Genomic DNA, 14,556 nt, shown 5'->3' on the forward strand with positions numbered 1-14,556 from the left:
CGCTCAATGCGCCGCCCATTGGATGGTGCTCAAGTCCACGCCATCCTGGTACATCTCCCACAGAGGGCTCAGCTCGCGCAGCTTGGCCACGTTGTGGCGAATGGTGCTGATCGCGTAGTCGATTTCTTCCTCGGTGGTGAAGCGGCCTATGGTCATGCGCAGGCTGCTGTGCGCCAGTTCGTCGCTGCGGCCCAGGGCGCGCAGCACGTAGCTGGGCTCCAGGCTGGCCGAGGTGCAGGCCGAGCCGCTGGACACCGCCAGGCCCTTGATGCCCATGATCAGCGACTCACCCTCGACGTAGTTGAAGCTCATGTTCAGGTTCTGCGGCACGCGCTGCTCCAGGCTGCCGTTGATGAATACCTGTTCGATGTCCTTCAGGCCGTCGAGCAGGCGCTGCTGCAGCACGCGCGCCTTGGCGTTCACCTCGTGCATCTCTTGTTTGATGATGCGAAAGGCCTCACCCATGCCCACGATCTGGTGCGTGGGCAGGGTGCCCGAACGCATGCCGCGCTCATGGCCGCCGCCGTGGATCTGCGCTTCCAGGCGCACGCGGGGCTTGCGGCGCACATACAGCGCACCCACGCCCTTGGGGCCGTAGGTCTTGTGCGCCGTCATGCTCATCAGGTCGACGGGCAGGCTGGCCATGTCGATCTCGACCCGGCCGGTGGCCTGGGCCGCATCCACATGCAGCAGGATGCCCCTTTCGCGGCACAGGGCGCCGATGGCGGGAATGTCCTGGATCACGCCGATCTCGTTGTTCACGAACAGCACGCTGATCAGGATGGTGTCAGGACGGATCGCGGCCCTGAGGGCATCCAGATCCAGCAGGCCGTCTTCCTTGACATCCAGGTAAGTCACCTCGAAGCCCTGGCGCTCGAGCTCACGCATGGTGTCGAGCACGGCCTTGTGCTCGGTCTTCAGGGTGATCAGGTGCTTGCCCTTGGTCTTGTAGAACTGGGCGGCACCCTTCAAGGCCAGGTTGATGGACTCGGTGGCGCCGCTGGTCCAGACGATCTCGCGCGGGTCAGCGCCTATCAGGTCGGCCACCTGGCCGCGCGCCTTCTCGATGGCCTCCTCGGCCTCCCAGCCCCAGGCGTGGCTGCGCGAAGCGGCGTTGCCAAAATGTTCACGCAGCCAGGGAACCATGGCGTCCACGACGCGAGGATCGACGGGCGTGGTGGCGCCGTAGTCTAGGTAAATGGGGAAATGCGGTGTCATATCCATGGCTGGCTCAAGTACAGGGCTCTGGCTGGCGCGAGTCAGAAGTCAAACAAGGTAATACGGGTCACGGCCCGGCGCAGGCCTGGGCCTGCCAACGGCCGGCTCAGGCTCTCAAGACTTGGCGAATGCGTTGCCCAGGGCAAACACCGAGTTGGGCGCATTCACGCGGATCGGCTTGACCACCGGCGTGGTGGAAATCGCGCGGCGCGTAACGGGCCTGTCCTCGATCTGGATGCCCTTGGCGAGTTGGTCGTCCACCAGCTTTTGCAGCGTGACCGAATCCAGAAACTCGACCATGCGCTGGTTCAGCGTGGCCCACAGGTCGTGCGTCATGCAGCGGCCGGCCTCGCCCAGGCAGTTTTCCTTGCCGCCGCACTGGGTGGCATCAATCGGCTCGTCCACCGAGACGATGATGTCGGCCACGGTGATGTCGCCAGCCTTGCGCGCCAGCGTATATCCGCCACCGGGACCGCGCGTGGACTCCACCAGCTCGTGGCGGCGCAGCTTGCCAAACAGCTGCTCCAGGTACGACAGCGAGATCTGCTGACGCTGGCTGATGGCAGCCAGCGTGACGGGGCCGTTGTTCTGGCGCAGGGCCAAATCAATCATGGCGGTGACCGCAAAACGGCCTTTCGTGGTGAGTCGCATTCCAAGCTCCTTGCCTAGGGTCTAGGCGTGTTCGTTTTAGAGAAACGCACAAGGCGCGCCATGAGGCCACGCCTGGGCACCCTCCGCGCCCTCCTCCAGAGGCATGCGGCCGAAACCGCCACCCCGAGGCCCCCGTGCGTAATGGGCTGATTAGTTGAGTAGTTTGTGGGAGTATACCACAAACCCAAGTAATTCTGTCGGGTAAATAGACTGGAAAGTCGCGTAATCACCCGCCAGGTCACTACGCCGGCACCTGGTCGCCGCCATGGGCGCCGAACACCCTGTCCTTCAGATGCGCCAGCTCGTCGCGCACGCGCGCCGCCTGCTCGAACTCCAGGTTGCGCGCATGCTCCAACATGCGTTTTTCCAGCCGCTTGATCTCGCGCGCAATGTCCTTTTCGGACATCTCGTCGAGCTCGGCGTGGCGCTGAGCCTCCTGTTCCAGGCGCAGCGCCTCCTGACCGGCCTTGTCGCTGTAAACGCCGTCGATCAGGTCGCGCACCTGCTTGACGATGCCACGCGGCGTGATGCCATGCGCCTGGTTGTAGGCCAGTTGCCGCGCACGCCGACGCTCGGTCTCGCCAATGGCCTTCTTCATGGAGTCGGTCACGCGGTCTGCATACAGGATGGCCCTTCCGTGCAAATTGCGCGCCGCCCGGCCTATGGTCTGGATCAGGCTGCGCTCGGCGCGCAAAAAGCCTTCCTTGTCGGCATCCAGAATCGCCACCAGCGACACCTCGGGGATATCCAGGCCTTCGCGCAGCAGGTTGATGCCCACCAGCACGTCGAACGCCCCCAGGCGCAGGTCGCGAATGATCTCCACGCGCTCCACCGTGTCCACGTCAGAATGCAGGTAGCGCACCTTGACACCGTTGTCGGACAGATAGTCGGTCAGCTGCTCGGCCATGCGCTTGGTCAGGGTGGTGATGAGCACGCGCTGGCGCTGCTGCACGCACAGGCGAATCTCCTGCAATACGTCATCCACCTGATGGGTGGCCGGGCGTACCTCCACCTCGGGATCGACCAGCCCCGTGGGCCGCACCACCTGATCCACCACCTGGCCGGAATGCTGCTTCTCGTAGTCAGCCGGCGTGGCCGAGACAAAAATCACCTGGCGCATGCGGCCTTCGAATTCCTCGAATTTGAGCGGCCGGTTGTCCAGCGCCGAGGGCAGGCGAAAGCCATATTCGACCAGCGTGGTCTTGCGCGAGCGGTCGCCGTTGTACATGGCGTTGAGCTGGCCGATCATCTGGTGGCTCTCGTCGAGGAACATCAGCGCATCCGGCGGCAGGTAGTCGGTGAGCGTGCTCGGCGGCTCGCCCGGCTGCGCGCCCGACAGATGGCGCGAATAATTCTCGATGCCCTTGCAATGCCCCACCTCGCTGAGCATCTCCAGGTCAAAGCGCGTGCGCTGCTCTAGCCGCTGGGCCTCGACCAGCTTGCCCTCCTTGGCAAAAAATTCCAGGCGCTCGCGCAGCTCCTCCTTGATGGTCTCCACCGCGCCCAGCACCACGTCGCGCGGCGTCACGTAGTGGCTGCTGGGGTAGACCGTGAAGCGCGGAATCTTCTGCTGCACGCGCCCGGTGAGCGGATCGAAAAGCTGCAGACTCTCCACCTCGTCGTCAAACAGCTCGATGCGCACGGCCAACTCCGAATGCTCGGCCGGAAAAACGTCGATGGTGTCTCCGCGCACACGAAACTTGCCACGCGAAAAGTCCTGTTCATTGCGCTGGTACTGCATGCGTATCAGCTGGCCTATGGCATCGCGCTGGCTCAACCTGTCACCCGCGCGCAGCGTCATGATCATGCGGTGGTAGCTCTCGGGGTTGCCAATGCCATAGATGGCCGACACCGTGGCGACGATGACCACATCACGCCGCTCCAGCAGGCTCTTGGTGCACGACAGACGCATCTGCTCGATATGCTCGTTGATGGCGCTGTCCTTCTCTATGAACAGGTCGCGCTGCGGCACATAGGCCTCGGGCTGGTAGTAGTCGTAATAGCTGACGAAATACTCCACCGCGTTTTTCGGAAAGAACTCGCGAAACTCCGAGTACAGCTGCGCCGCCAGCGTCTTGTTAGGCGCGAACACGATGGCCGGCCGGCCCATCTGGGCGATCACATTGGCCATGGTGAAGGTCTTGCCCGAGCCGGTCACGCCCAGCAGGGTCTGGAACACCTCGCCGTCCTGCACGCCCTCCACCAGCCTGGCAATCGCCTCGGGCTGGTCGCCGGCGGGCGGATAGGGCTGGAACAGCTGGAACGGCGAGCCGGGAAACTGGACGAACTGCCCGTCCACGGCGGCGGGCTCTGCGGTGACTTCATGCATGGCGATAGAAGGGTGAACAGGTAAGCCTACTGCAGCTGGGGGCGCCGTGCAGGACTTCCACCCCCATGCCGCATCGGCATCACGCCAACAGCTCGCACAGCATGTCCACATGCGCCTGGTGAAAATCTGGATCGGGATCGCTGCCCTCGCCAAACACCGCATGCCACAGCAGCACATGCACCATGGGCGACAGCGCCAGCCAGGGGTGGCGCGCCAGCACGCTGTCCTTCCTGCCGCTGGCCTTCAGGTTCTCGCTGATCACCGCCGTCACGTGCTGCGTGTTCAGCTGGGTCAGGTTTTTCCATTCATCCACGCGCAGCGGCACGCGCTCGCGCTCCGGAATCAATAGCCGCAGCAGCGTGATCACGTCCGGCGCCAGCAGCGCGGCCCGCAGGTGGTCAACGATCCACTCGGCGACGGCGCGCGTGCCCGCGCCGGCCGCCAGCTGCGGCATCCGCGCCCAATCCGTGCGGTGCAGGGTGCGATCGAGCAGCGCCTTGAAGATCGCGTCCTTGCTATCGAAATGCGCGTAAAGCCCGCCCTTGGACAGCCCGCAGCGTTGCGCTATGTCGTCTATGCGCGCGGCGCTGAAGCCGCGGCGGGAAAACTCCTGCAGCGCCGCATCCAGTATCTGGGGCACGCGCGCCTCGGGGGCCAGGCGCAGCCTGCGTTTGGGCAGGTTGATTTCGCTATCGCTCATGTGGGGCATTGTGATCTTTCAGGGCTGGTGCTGCAGCGGTGTCGATGGTATATTAATTACCGACTGGTCGGTTGTTATAAAGATCAAAGCCTATGAACGACTTCCCGTTTTCCATTGCCCGCCGGCGCCCGGCTGCTGCCGGTCGCGGCGCCTGGGCGCAGCGCCTGCCGGCCGGTGCCCTGGTTGCCGGCACACTGTGGGCCCTGGCCGGCTGCACCACGCTGGCCCCCGGATACCAGACTCCTGCAGCGCAGATTCCAGCCCAGTTCTCAAGCGCAAGCCCGGCCGACGCGAGCCAGGTCGGCGAGCTGGCCTGGCGCGACTACTTCACCGAACCCGAACTGCAAGCGCTGATCACCAAGGCCCTGGCCAACAACCGTGACCTGCGCGCCGCCATGCTGCGCGTGGAGCAGGCGCGTGCCGCCTACGGCATTTCGCGCGCCGACCGCGTGCCGGCAGTGGGCCTGGGCCTGGATTCGCAGCGCACACGCGTGCCAGGCGACCTGAACTTCACGGGCCGGCCCATCGTTTCCAGCCAACACCAGCTGGGCGTGGGCTTGACCAGCTGGGAGATAGACCTGTGGGGTCGCGTGCGCAACATGAACGAAGCCGCACTGCAAACCTACCTGGCAAGCGCCGACGGCCAACGCGCCACGACCCTGATGCTTGTCGCCCAGGTGGCGGACGGCTGGCTCTCGGTGCGCGAGCTCGACCACCGCATTCAGCTGGCCGATCAGGCGCTGGCCACGCGCACCGAGGCGCGCCGACGCTTCGCGCGCCGAGTCGAGGTGGGGTCGTCATCCAAACTGGACTTCGTGCAGGTGGAGCTGCTGTGGCAACAGGCCAGCGCCCTGGTGACGCAGTTGCAGCTGCAGCGCAGCACGCAGCTGCATGCGCTGGGCCTGCTGGTGGGTGATCCGAGCCTGAGCCTGGCGCCGGCGACGCAGCCGCTGTCCGCCCTGGCACCGCTGCCGCCACTGGCACCCGGCCTGCCCTCTCAGTTGCTGGAAAACCGCCCCGACATCGTCGCTGCCGAGCGTCAGCTGCAGGCCGCCAACGCCCGCGTTGGCGCAGCGCGCGCTATGTTCTTCCCGCGCATCGCCCTCACCACCATGGCAGGCACGGCCAGTGCTGATCTCGATGGCCTGTTTGCCTCCGGCAGCCGCGCCTGGACGTTCGCGCCCAGCGTGTCGCTGCCCATCTTCGATGGCGGGCGCCGCCAGGCCAACCTGGAGCTCGCCCAGGTGCAGCGCGAACAGGCGCTGAACGAATACCAGCAGGCCATCGAATCCGCGTTCCGCGACGTGGCCGATGCGCTTGCCGCAGGCCAGTCCTTGCAAGAGCAATTGCAGACCCTGCGCGCCACCGAGGACACGCTGACCGAGCGTGCGCGCCTGGCCGGCCGGCGCTACGAGGCCGGCGCGGCGCGCTACTTCGAGGTGCTGGATGCCGAACGCGACCTGCTCGCCACGCAGCAGCAGGTGGTACAGGCCGAGCATGCCTTGCTGACTGCGCGGCTGCGCCTGTACGCGGCGCTGGGCGGCGGCTCGCGCACACTCGCCCCGCTTCCCTTGCCGCTCCAGAAATCCGAGGAATGACACCATGAACGCAACATTGAAAAAATGGCTTGTCCCTGCCGCCATCGCGCTGCTCGCTGGCGGCGCTTACATGGCCTGGAATGCCACGCGCGACCAGGGCCCGGGCGAAGGCTTCGTGCACGGCAACGGCCGCATCGAGGCCACCGAGATCGACGTGGCCACCAAGCTGCCGGGCCGCCTGGCCGAGGTGCTGGCGGCCGAAGGCGCCTTCGTCAAGGCCGGTGACGTGCTGGCACGCATGGACATAGCCTCGCTGCAGGCCCAGCGCAGCGAGGCCGTGGCGCGCCATGCACAGGCCCAGCATGGCGTGGCCACGGCGCATGCCCAAGTGGCGCTGCGCGAGAGCGACCTGCGCGCCATGCAGGCCCAGGTACTGCTGCGCGAGAGCGAGCTGGATGCCGCCCAGCGACGCCTGGCACGCTCCACCGACCTGTCGCGCGACGGCGCCTCGTCGCAGCAGGAGCTGGACGACGACCGCACCCGCGTGCGCGGCGCGCAGGCGGCGGTGACGGCGGCCAAGGCCCAGGTCGATGCCGCACGCGCCGCCACCGAAGCGGCCCGCACCCAGGTCACCGGCGCCAAGGCGCAGGTCGACGCCGCGCAGGCCAGCATCGAGCGCATTGACGCCGACATGAAAGATGCCGTGTTGACGGCCCCGCGCGACGGCCGCGTGCAGGTGCGCGTGGCGCAACCGGGCGAGGTGCTGGGCGCGGGCGGGCGCGTGCTCAATCTGCTCGATCTATCCGACGTTTATATGACCTTCTTCGTGCCCGAAACCGTGGCCGGGCGCATCGCGCTGGGCAGCGAGGTGCGGATCGTGCTCGACGCCATGCCTGGCACGGTGATCCCGGCCCAGGTGTCATTCGTCGCCAGCCAGGCGCAGTTCACGCCCAAGACGGTGGAGACGGCCAGCGAGCGCCAGAAGTTGATGTTCCGCGTGCGCGCGCAGATCGCGCCGCAGCTGCTGCAGCGCTACATCGAGCAGGTCAAGACCGGAGTGCCGGGCGTTGCCTGGCTCAAGCTGGACTCCAACGCCCAGTGGCCGGCTTCACTGGCGCTGGATCCGCGTACAACGGCCGTGGGTGGGAGCTGATTTCATGGTGACCTCAGCACAGCTCGAACCGGTCATCCGGCTCAGCGGCGTTGGCCTGCACTACGGCAAGCGGTGCGCTCTCGCCGGGATCGACCAGGCCCTGCCAGCGGGCTGCATGGTCGGCCTGATCGGGCCCGATGGCGTGGGCAAGTCGAGCCTGCTGTCGCTGATCGCCGGCGCGCGCAAGATTCAGGACGGCACGGTGTGGGTGCTCGGCGGCGACATGCGCGAACGCAGCCACCGCAACCGGGTCTGCCCGCGCATCGCCTACATGCCGCAGGGCCTGGGCAAAAACCTCTACCCCACCTTGTCGGTCGAAGAGAACCTGCAGTTCTTCGCGCGACTGTTTGGCCACGATGCGCCCGAGCGGCGCCGGCGCATCGATGACCTCACCCGCTCCACCGGCCTGCACCGGTTTCTCGACCGCCCGGCGGGCAAGCTCTCGGGCGGCATGAAGCAAAAGCTCGGGCTGTGCTGCGCGCTGATCCACGACCCCGATCTGTTGATCCTCGACGAACCAACCACCGGCGTCGATCCGCTGGCACGGTCGCAGTTCTGGGATCTGATCGATCGCATTCGCAGCCAGCGCCCGCAAATGAGCGTGCTGGTCGCCACCGCCTACATGGACGAAGCCGAGCGCTTTGACTGGCTGATGGCCATGGACGACGGCCGCGTGCTGGCCACCGGTACGCCGCAGGAGTTGTTCGCACGCACGGCGACCGACTCGCTGGAGGCGGCCTTCATCGCACTGTTGCCACCGGAGAAGAAGCACGGCCATGCGCCGGTGACGATTCCTCCTCTGGAGGCCGATGCCGGCGACATCGCGATCGAGGCCAAGAATCTCACCATGCGCTTTGGCGATTTCGTCGCCGTCGATCAGGTGTCGTTTCGCATCCGCCGCGGCGAGATTTTTGGCTTTCTCGGCTCCAACGGCTGCGGCAAGTCCACCACCATGAAGATGCTCACCGGCCTGCTGCCAGCCAGCGAAGGCCAGGCTTGGCTGTTCGGCCATGAGGTCGACCCCAGGGACATCGACACCCGCCGCCGCGTGGGCTATATGTCACAGGCGTTTTCGCTCTATGGCGAGCTCACGGTACGGCAAAACCTCGTGCTGCACGCGCAGCTGTTCAACGTGCCCGAGGCCCATATCGCGCAGCGCGTGCAGGAAATGGCCGAGCGTTTTGACCTCACCGGCGCCATGGACAGCCTGCCCGCTAGCCTGCCGCTGGGCATGCGCCAGCGCCTGTCGCTGGCCGTGGCCATGGTGCACCAGCCCGAGCTCTTGATCCTCGACGAGCCCACCTCGGGCGTGGACCCGGTGGCGCGCGATGCGTTCTGGCGGCTGTTGATCGAGCTGTCGCGGCGCGACCAGGTGACGATCTTCATCTCGACGCACTTCATGAACGAGGCCGAGCGCTGCGACCGCATGTCGATGATGCACGCGGGCAAGGTGCTCGACAGCGACGCGCCGGCCAAGCTGGTGCAAAAGCGCGGTGCGAAGACGCTGGAAGAAGCCTTCATCGGCTACCTGGTCGAAGCCGAGGGCGGCGCGCAGGAGGCGCAGGATGCGCCGCCGGTTTCGGCCCCGGCAGCAAGCACCCAAGAAGTTGCCACGGCGCCCGCACGCAGCACCCCATTCAGCTTGCAGCGTCTGCTCAGCTACCTGTGGCGCGAGGCGCTGGAGCTGCGGCGCGACCCGATTCGCCTGACGCTGGCGCTGGGTGGCTCGATCTTGCTGATGTTCGTGATCGGCTTTGGCATCAGCATGGACGTGCAGGATCTGCGCTACGCCGTGCTCGACCGCGACAACACCACGCTCAGCCGCGACTATGCGCTGCAGTTGTCGGGATCGCGCTACTTCGTCGAGCGACCCGCGCTCACAGACTACGACGAACTCGACCGGCGCATGCAAAGCGGCGAGCTGTCGCTGGCCATCGAGATACCCCAGGGCTTCATGCGCGACGCGCTGCGCGGCCATGGCGTGCAGATCGGCGCCTGGGTCGATGGCGCCATGCCCACGCGCGCCGAAACCGTGCGGGGCTATGTGCAGGGCATGCACCAGAGCTGGCTGGCCACGCAGGCCGCGGCCATGGGCGTGCGCACGGCCGGCACCGCCCAGGTGGAGACGCGCTTTCGCTACAACCCGGATGTGAAAAGCCTGCCGGCCATGGTGCCGGCAGTGATTCCGATGCTGCTCCTGATGCTGCCAGCCATGCTGACGGCGCTGGCCGTGGTGCGCGAGAAGGAAACCGGCTCGATCACCAACCTCTACGTCACACCGGTCACCCGCAGTGAGTTTCTGCTCGGCAAGCAGCTACCCTACGTCGGCCTGGCGATGGTCAACTTCCTGCTGATGGCCTTGCTGGCGGTGACCGTGTTCGGTGTGCCGGTCAAGGGCAGCTTTGTGACCTTGACGCTGGCCGCGCTGGTGTTTGGCTTTGTCTCCACCGGCATGGGCCTGCTGGCCTCCACGGTGACCAAGAGCCAGATCGCGGCGATGTTTCTGGCCATGATAGGCACCATCATTCCGGCCACCCAGTTCTCCGGGCTGATCGATCCGGTGTCCTCGCTCGAAGGCAGCGGCAAGCTGATCGGCCAGGTCTACCCGGCCACCCACATGATCACCATCAGCCGCGGAGTGTTCAGCAAGGCGCTGGACTTTGCCGACCTGTCGGGCGCCTTCTGGCCCATGCTGCTGTCGGTGCCGGTGATCATTGGCACCGCCATCGTGCTGCTCAAGAAGCAGGAGCGTTGAGATGAACCGCGCGCGCTCCAGCATCCGCCACCTCGTCAACATCTATCGCCTGGGCGTCAAGGAGCTGTGGAGCCTGTGGCGCGATCCAATGATGCTGGTGCTCATCGTCTGGGTGTTCACCGGCTCGGTCTACACCGCCGCCACGGCCATGCCAGAGACGTTGCACAACGTACCCATCGCGATCATCGATGAGGACGACTCGGCACTATCGCAGCGCATCGTGAGCGCGTTCTACCCGCCGCAGTTCATTGCGCCGCGGCTCGTCTCCATGACCGAGGCCGACCGGGGCATGGACGCCGGCCTGTACACCTTCTCCCTGCACCTGCCCCAGGGCTTGCAGCGCGACGTGCTGGCTGGGCGCGCACCGCAGCTGCAGCTCAACGTCGACGCCACGCGCATGAGCCAGGCCTTCACTGGCAGCGGCAATGTGCAGCAGATCGTGCTGGCCGAGGTGGGCGAGTTCGTCCAGCGCCAGCGCGTCGGCACGGCCGCGCCGGTGGAGCTGGCCGTGCGCGCGCGCTTCAACCCGGCGCTGGAGAAAAGCTGGTTCGGCAGCCTGAACCAGATCATCAACCAGATCACCCTGCTGTCCATCATCCTGACCGGAGCGGCGCTGCTGCGCGAGCGCGAGCACGGCACCATCGAGCACCTGCTGGTCATGCCGGTGACGCCCACCGAGATCATGTTGTCCAAGATCTGGGCCATGGGGCTGGTGGTGCTGGCCGCCGCCGCCCTGTCGCTCAACCTGGTGGTGCGCGCCATGCTGCAGGTGCCGGTGCAGGGGTCGCTGCCGCTGTTCTTCACCGGGGCGGCGCTGTGCCTGTTTGCCACCACGTCGATGGGCATTTTTCTGGCGACGCTGGCGCGCAACATGGCCCAGTTCGGCATGTTGCTGGTGCTCACCATCATGCCGCTGCAGATGCTTTCGGGCGGAACCACGCCGCGCGAAAGCATGCCCGAGATGGTGCAGACCATCATGCTGGCGGCGCCGACCACGCATTTCGTCGAGATCGGCCAGGCCATCCTCTACCGCGGCGCTGGCATCGACGTCGTGTGGCAGCCCTTTCTGTGGATGGCGCTGATCGGCGCCGTGCTGTTTGCGCTGTCGCTGGCGCGCTTTCGCAAGACCATCGCGCAAATGGCCTGATACGCCCGCCGCAACACCTGTTGAGTTTCCACCCACCCCCCGAAAAGGAGTTTCGTGATGAACAAGACCATGAAAGCCGCCGTCGTACGCGCCTTCGACCAGCCGCTGGCCATCGAAGAAGTGCCAGTGCCGCGCCCAGGTGCGGGTGACGTGCTGGTCAAGATCGAGGCCTGCGGCGTCTGCCACACCGACCTGCACGCCGCCGAGGGCGACTGGCCGGTCAAGCCCAACCCGCCCTTCATTCCCGGCCACGAGGGCGTGGGCTTCGTCGCCGCGGTGGGCGCCGGTGTCAAGCATGTCAAGGAGGGCGACCGCGTCGGCATTCCATGGCTGTACTCGGCCTGCGGCCATTGCACGCACTGCCTGGGCGGCTGGGAGACGCTGTGCGAGAGCCAGCAGAACACCGGCTACTCGGTCAACGGCGGCTTTGCCGAATACGCGCTGGGCAACGCCGACTACGTGGGCCACCTGCCGGCCAACGTTGGCTTTGTCGAGATAGCGCCGGTGCTGTGCGCGGGCGTCACGGTCTACAAGGGGCTCAAGGTGACCGACACCAAGCCGGGCGACTGGGTGGTGATCTCGGGCATCGGCGGCCTGGGCCATATGGCGGTGCAATACGCCCGGGCCATGGGCCTGAACGTGGCGGCGGTGGATGTGGACGACACCAAGCTCAGGCTTGCCGAGCGCCTGGGCGCCACGGTGACCGTGAACGCCTTGAACACCGATCCGGCGGCGTTTCTGAAGAAGGAAATCGGCGGCGCCCATGGTGCGCTGGTGACTGCGGTATCGCCCAAGGCCTTCGCACAGGCCACCGGCATGCTGCGCCGCGGCGGCACCATGTCGCTGGTCGGACTGCCGCCAGGCGACTTTCCGCTGGACATCTTCGGCATGGTGCTGAACGGCATCACCGTGCGCGGCTCCATTGTTGGCAGCCGACTGGATCTGCAGGAGTCGCTGGCGTTTGCCGAGCAGGCCAAGGTGGCCGCCACCGTTGCCAGCGACCGGCTGGAGAACATCAACGACATCTTCGCGCGCATGCATGCCGGCCAGATCGAGGGCCGCATCGTGCTCGACATGAACGCCTGAGACGCTGCATCCGTGCGGGCCCTGCCCCGCTTTCGCAGGGCCCCATACCCAAGGAAATCGACACATGAACGACCTTGTCACTTCGCAACCCCAGGCGCCAGAGCCGCGAGCCCAGGCGCCGGGGGACTTTCTGGACATGATCGACAACCTGGCCTACGCCGCGCGGGCGCGGCTGACGGCCGGGGCTGCGCCCACCGCAGGTGCCCTGGCCTGGTTCGACTGGTCCATGCACCTGGCGCTGTCGCCTGGCAAGCAGCGCAGCCTGTGGCTGGACGCCTGGCGCAAGCAATGGCAGTTTGCGCGCTACGCGCAGCAGTCCGGCCTGCAGGCCAGTTGCCCCGCCTGCGTCGAGCCGCTGGAGCATGACCGGCGCTTTGCCGATCCCGCCTGGCAGCAGTGGCCGTTCAACCTGATCCAGCAGGGCTTTTTGCTGCAGCAGCAATGGTGGAAAGAGGCCACCACCGACGTGCGCGGCGTGTCCGAGCACCACGAGAAAATGGTCGAATTTGCCGCGCGCCAATGGCTGGACATGATGTCGCCCGCCAACGCCATTGCCACCAACCCCGAAGTGCTGCGCGCCACCGCCAGCAGCGGCGGCCTCAATCTATGGCGGGGCGCGATGAATTTCCTGGACGACGCGCAGCGCCAGCTCACCGGCAAGGGGCCGGCTGGCGCCGAGGGGTTCGAAGTCGGCAAGGACGTGGCGGTCACGCCCGGCAAGGTGGTGCTGCGCAACCGCCTGATCGAACTCATCCAGTACGCGCCAACCACGCGCAAGGTGGGGGCCGAGCCAGTGCTGATCGTGCCCTCGTGGGTGATGAAGTACTACATCCTCGACCTGTCGCCGCACAACTCCATGGTCGGCTACCTGGTCGCTCAGGGCCACACCGTCTTCATCATCTCCTGGAAAAACCCCGACGCGGACGACCGCGACCTGGGCCTGGACGACTACCGGCAGCTGGGTGTGATGGCGGCGCTGGACGCCGTGGGCACCATCGTTCCAAAACACCGGGTGCAGGCCGTGGGCTACTGCCTGGGCGGCACCCTGCTGGCCACCGCGGCGGCGGCCATGGCGCGCGACGGCGACGAGCGCCTGGCCAGCCTGACGCTGCTGGCATCCGAGATCGACTACCGCGAATCGGGTGAGGTCAAGCTGTTTGTCGACGACAGCCAGCTCGCCTGGCTGGAGGCTGGCATGTGGCGCAAGGGCTACCTGGAAGGCTGGCAAATGGCCGCCTCGTTCCAGATGCTCAACTCGCGCGACCTGATCTGGTCGCGGCGTGTGCGTGAATACCTGCTGGGCGAGCGCGGCTCGCTGGTAGATCTGATGGCCTGGAACGCCGACACCACACGCATGCCGTATCGCATGCACAGCGAATACCTGCGCCACCTCTACATGAACAACGACCTGGCCGAAGGCCGCTGGCAGGTCGATGGCCAGCCGGTGACGGTGGCCGACATCCGCGTGCCGCTGTTCGTCGTCGGCACGCTGCGCGACCATGTGGCGCCATGGCGCTCGGTCTACAAGATTCACCTGCTCAATGACTCCGACATCAGCTTCGTGCTCACCAGCGGCGGCCACAACGCGGGCATCGTCAGCGAGCCGGGGCGGCCCAGGCGCAGCTACCAGATTGCCACGCGCAAGGCAGGTGCCCGCTACCGCAACCCCGACCAGTGGCAGGCCGAGACGCCAGTGCATGAGGGCTCGTGGTGGCCGGCCTGGAGTGCCTGGCTGGCGCACAACGCCAGCGCCCAGGTGGCGCCCCCGCCCATGGGCGGCAAGAGCGGCAGCGGAAAAACGCTGGGCGCCGCCCCAGGCACCTATGTGATGCAGAAGTAAGCCATGCCTGAGAGCCTGAGTGGCAACGCGTTTCGGATGGCCGCTCGCCCTCCTTTGGGCTTGCGTATGCTTTTTTTATAGCATGCTGCGCTTGATGGATAAGGGCTATAGCTGATTTTCATCCGAATTTGGAGAGTTG

10 protein-coding genes are annotated in these 14,556 nt (G+C 66.2%); 6 read left to right on the top strand and 4 right to left on the bottom strand.

What is annotated here, in order from left to right; all coding sequences use genetic code 11:
* Positions 1-3 precede the first annotated feature (3 nt).
* From P4826_RS04435 to P4826_RS04450, 4 genes are all read right to left on the bottom strand, one after another.
* Positions 4-1,224: an IscS subfamily cysteine desulfurase gene (locus P4826_RS04435; RefSeq protein ID WP_317702704.1), complete on the bottom strand. Its 1,221-nt coding sequence runs from the start codon at positions 1,222-1,224 to the stop codon at positions 4-6.
* Positions 1,225-1,332: 108 nt separating this feature from the next.
* Positions 1,333-1,869 carry a Fe-S cluster assembly transcriptional regulator IscR gene (gene iscR / locus P4826_RS04440; RefSeq protein WP_317702705.1) on the bottom strand — a complete coding sequence of 179 codons (537 nt, stop codon included), beginning with the start codon at positions 1,867-1,869 and terminating at the stop codon, positions 1,333-1,335.
* A 241-nt stretch (positions 1,870-2,110) separates the two neighbouring features.
* Positions 2,111-4,198 (bottom strand): excinuclease ABC subunit UvrB, encoded by a 2,088-nt coding sequence (gene uvrB, locus P4826_RS04445; RefSeq protein ID WP_317702706.1) that lies wholly within the window; start codon positions 4,196-4,198, stop codon positions 2,111-2,113.
* A 79-nt stretch (positions 4,199-4,277) separates the two neighbouring features.
* On the bottom strand, positions 4,278-4,898 hold the full coding sequence (locus P4826_RS04450; RefSeq protein ID WP_317702707.1) for a TetR/AcrR family transcriptional regulator: 621 nt from the start codon (positions 4,896-4,898) through the stop codon (positions 4,278-4,280).
* Positions 4,899-4,990: 92 nt separating this feature from the next.
* On the opposite strand from P4826_RS04450, the gene P4826_RS04455 reads away from it, so the two are divergent.
* The 6 genes from P4826_RS04455 (at position 4,991) to P4826_RS04480 (ending at position 14,417) form a co-directional block, all read left to right on the top strand.
* Positions 4,991-6,496 carry an efflux transporter outer membrane subunit gene (locus P4826_RS04455; protein ID WP_317702708.1) on the top strand — a complete coding sequence of 502 codons (1,506 nt, stop codon included), beginning with the start codon at positions 4,991-4,993 and terminating at the stop codon, positions 6,494-6,496.
* Positions 6,497-6,500: 4 nt separating this feature from the next.
* A complete protein-coding gene (locus P4826_RS04460) occupies positions 6,501-7,589 on the top strand; it encodes an HlyD family secretion protein (protein ID WP_317702709.1) in 1,089 nt (362 codons plus the stop codon).
* Between the two features lie 4 nt (positions 7,590-7,593).
* Positions 7,594-10,344, top strand: coding sequence for a ribosome-associated ATPase/putative transporter RbbA (gene rbbA / locus P4826_RS04465; RefSeq protein ID WP_317702710.1), 2,751 nt, complete (start codon positions 7,594-7,596; stop codon positions 10,342-10,344).
* A 1-nt stretch (position 10,345) separates the two neighbouring features.
* Positions 10,346-11,491: an ABC transporter permease gene (locus P4826_RS04470; protein WP_317702711.1), complete on the top strand. Its 1,146-nt coding sequence runs from the start codon at positions 10,346-10,348 to the stop codon at positions 11,489-11,491.
* A 57-nt stretch (positions 11,492-11,548) separates the two neighbouring features.
* A complete protein-coding gene (adhP, locus tag P4826_RS04475; RefSeq protein ID WP_317702712.1) occupies positions 11,549-12,577 on the top strand; it encodes an alcohol dehydrogenase AdhP in 1,029 nt (342 codons plus the stop codon).
* A gap of 64 nt (positions 12,578-12,641) precedes the next feature.
* The gene (locus tag P4826_RS04480) at positions 12,642-14,417 is read left to right on the top strand and encodes an alpha/beta fold hydrolase (protein WP_425605219.1); all 1,776 of its coding nucleotides are present in this window, start codon (positions 12,642-12,644) and stop codon (positions 14,415-14,417) included.
* Positions 14,418-14,556: the final 139 nt, after the last annotated feature.

The organism is Diaphorobacter limosus, from assembly GCF_033100095.1.
Classification (GTDB): Bacteria; Pseudomonadota; Gammaproteobacteria; order Burkholderiales; family Burkholderiaceae_C; genus Alicycliphilus; species Alicycliphilus limosus.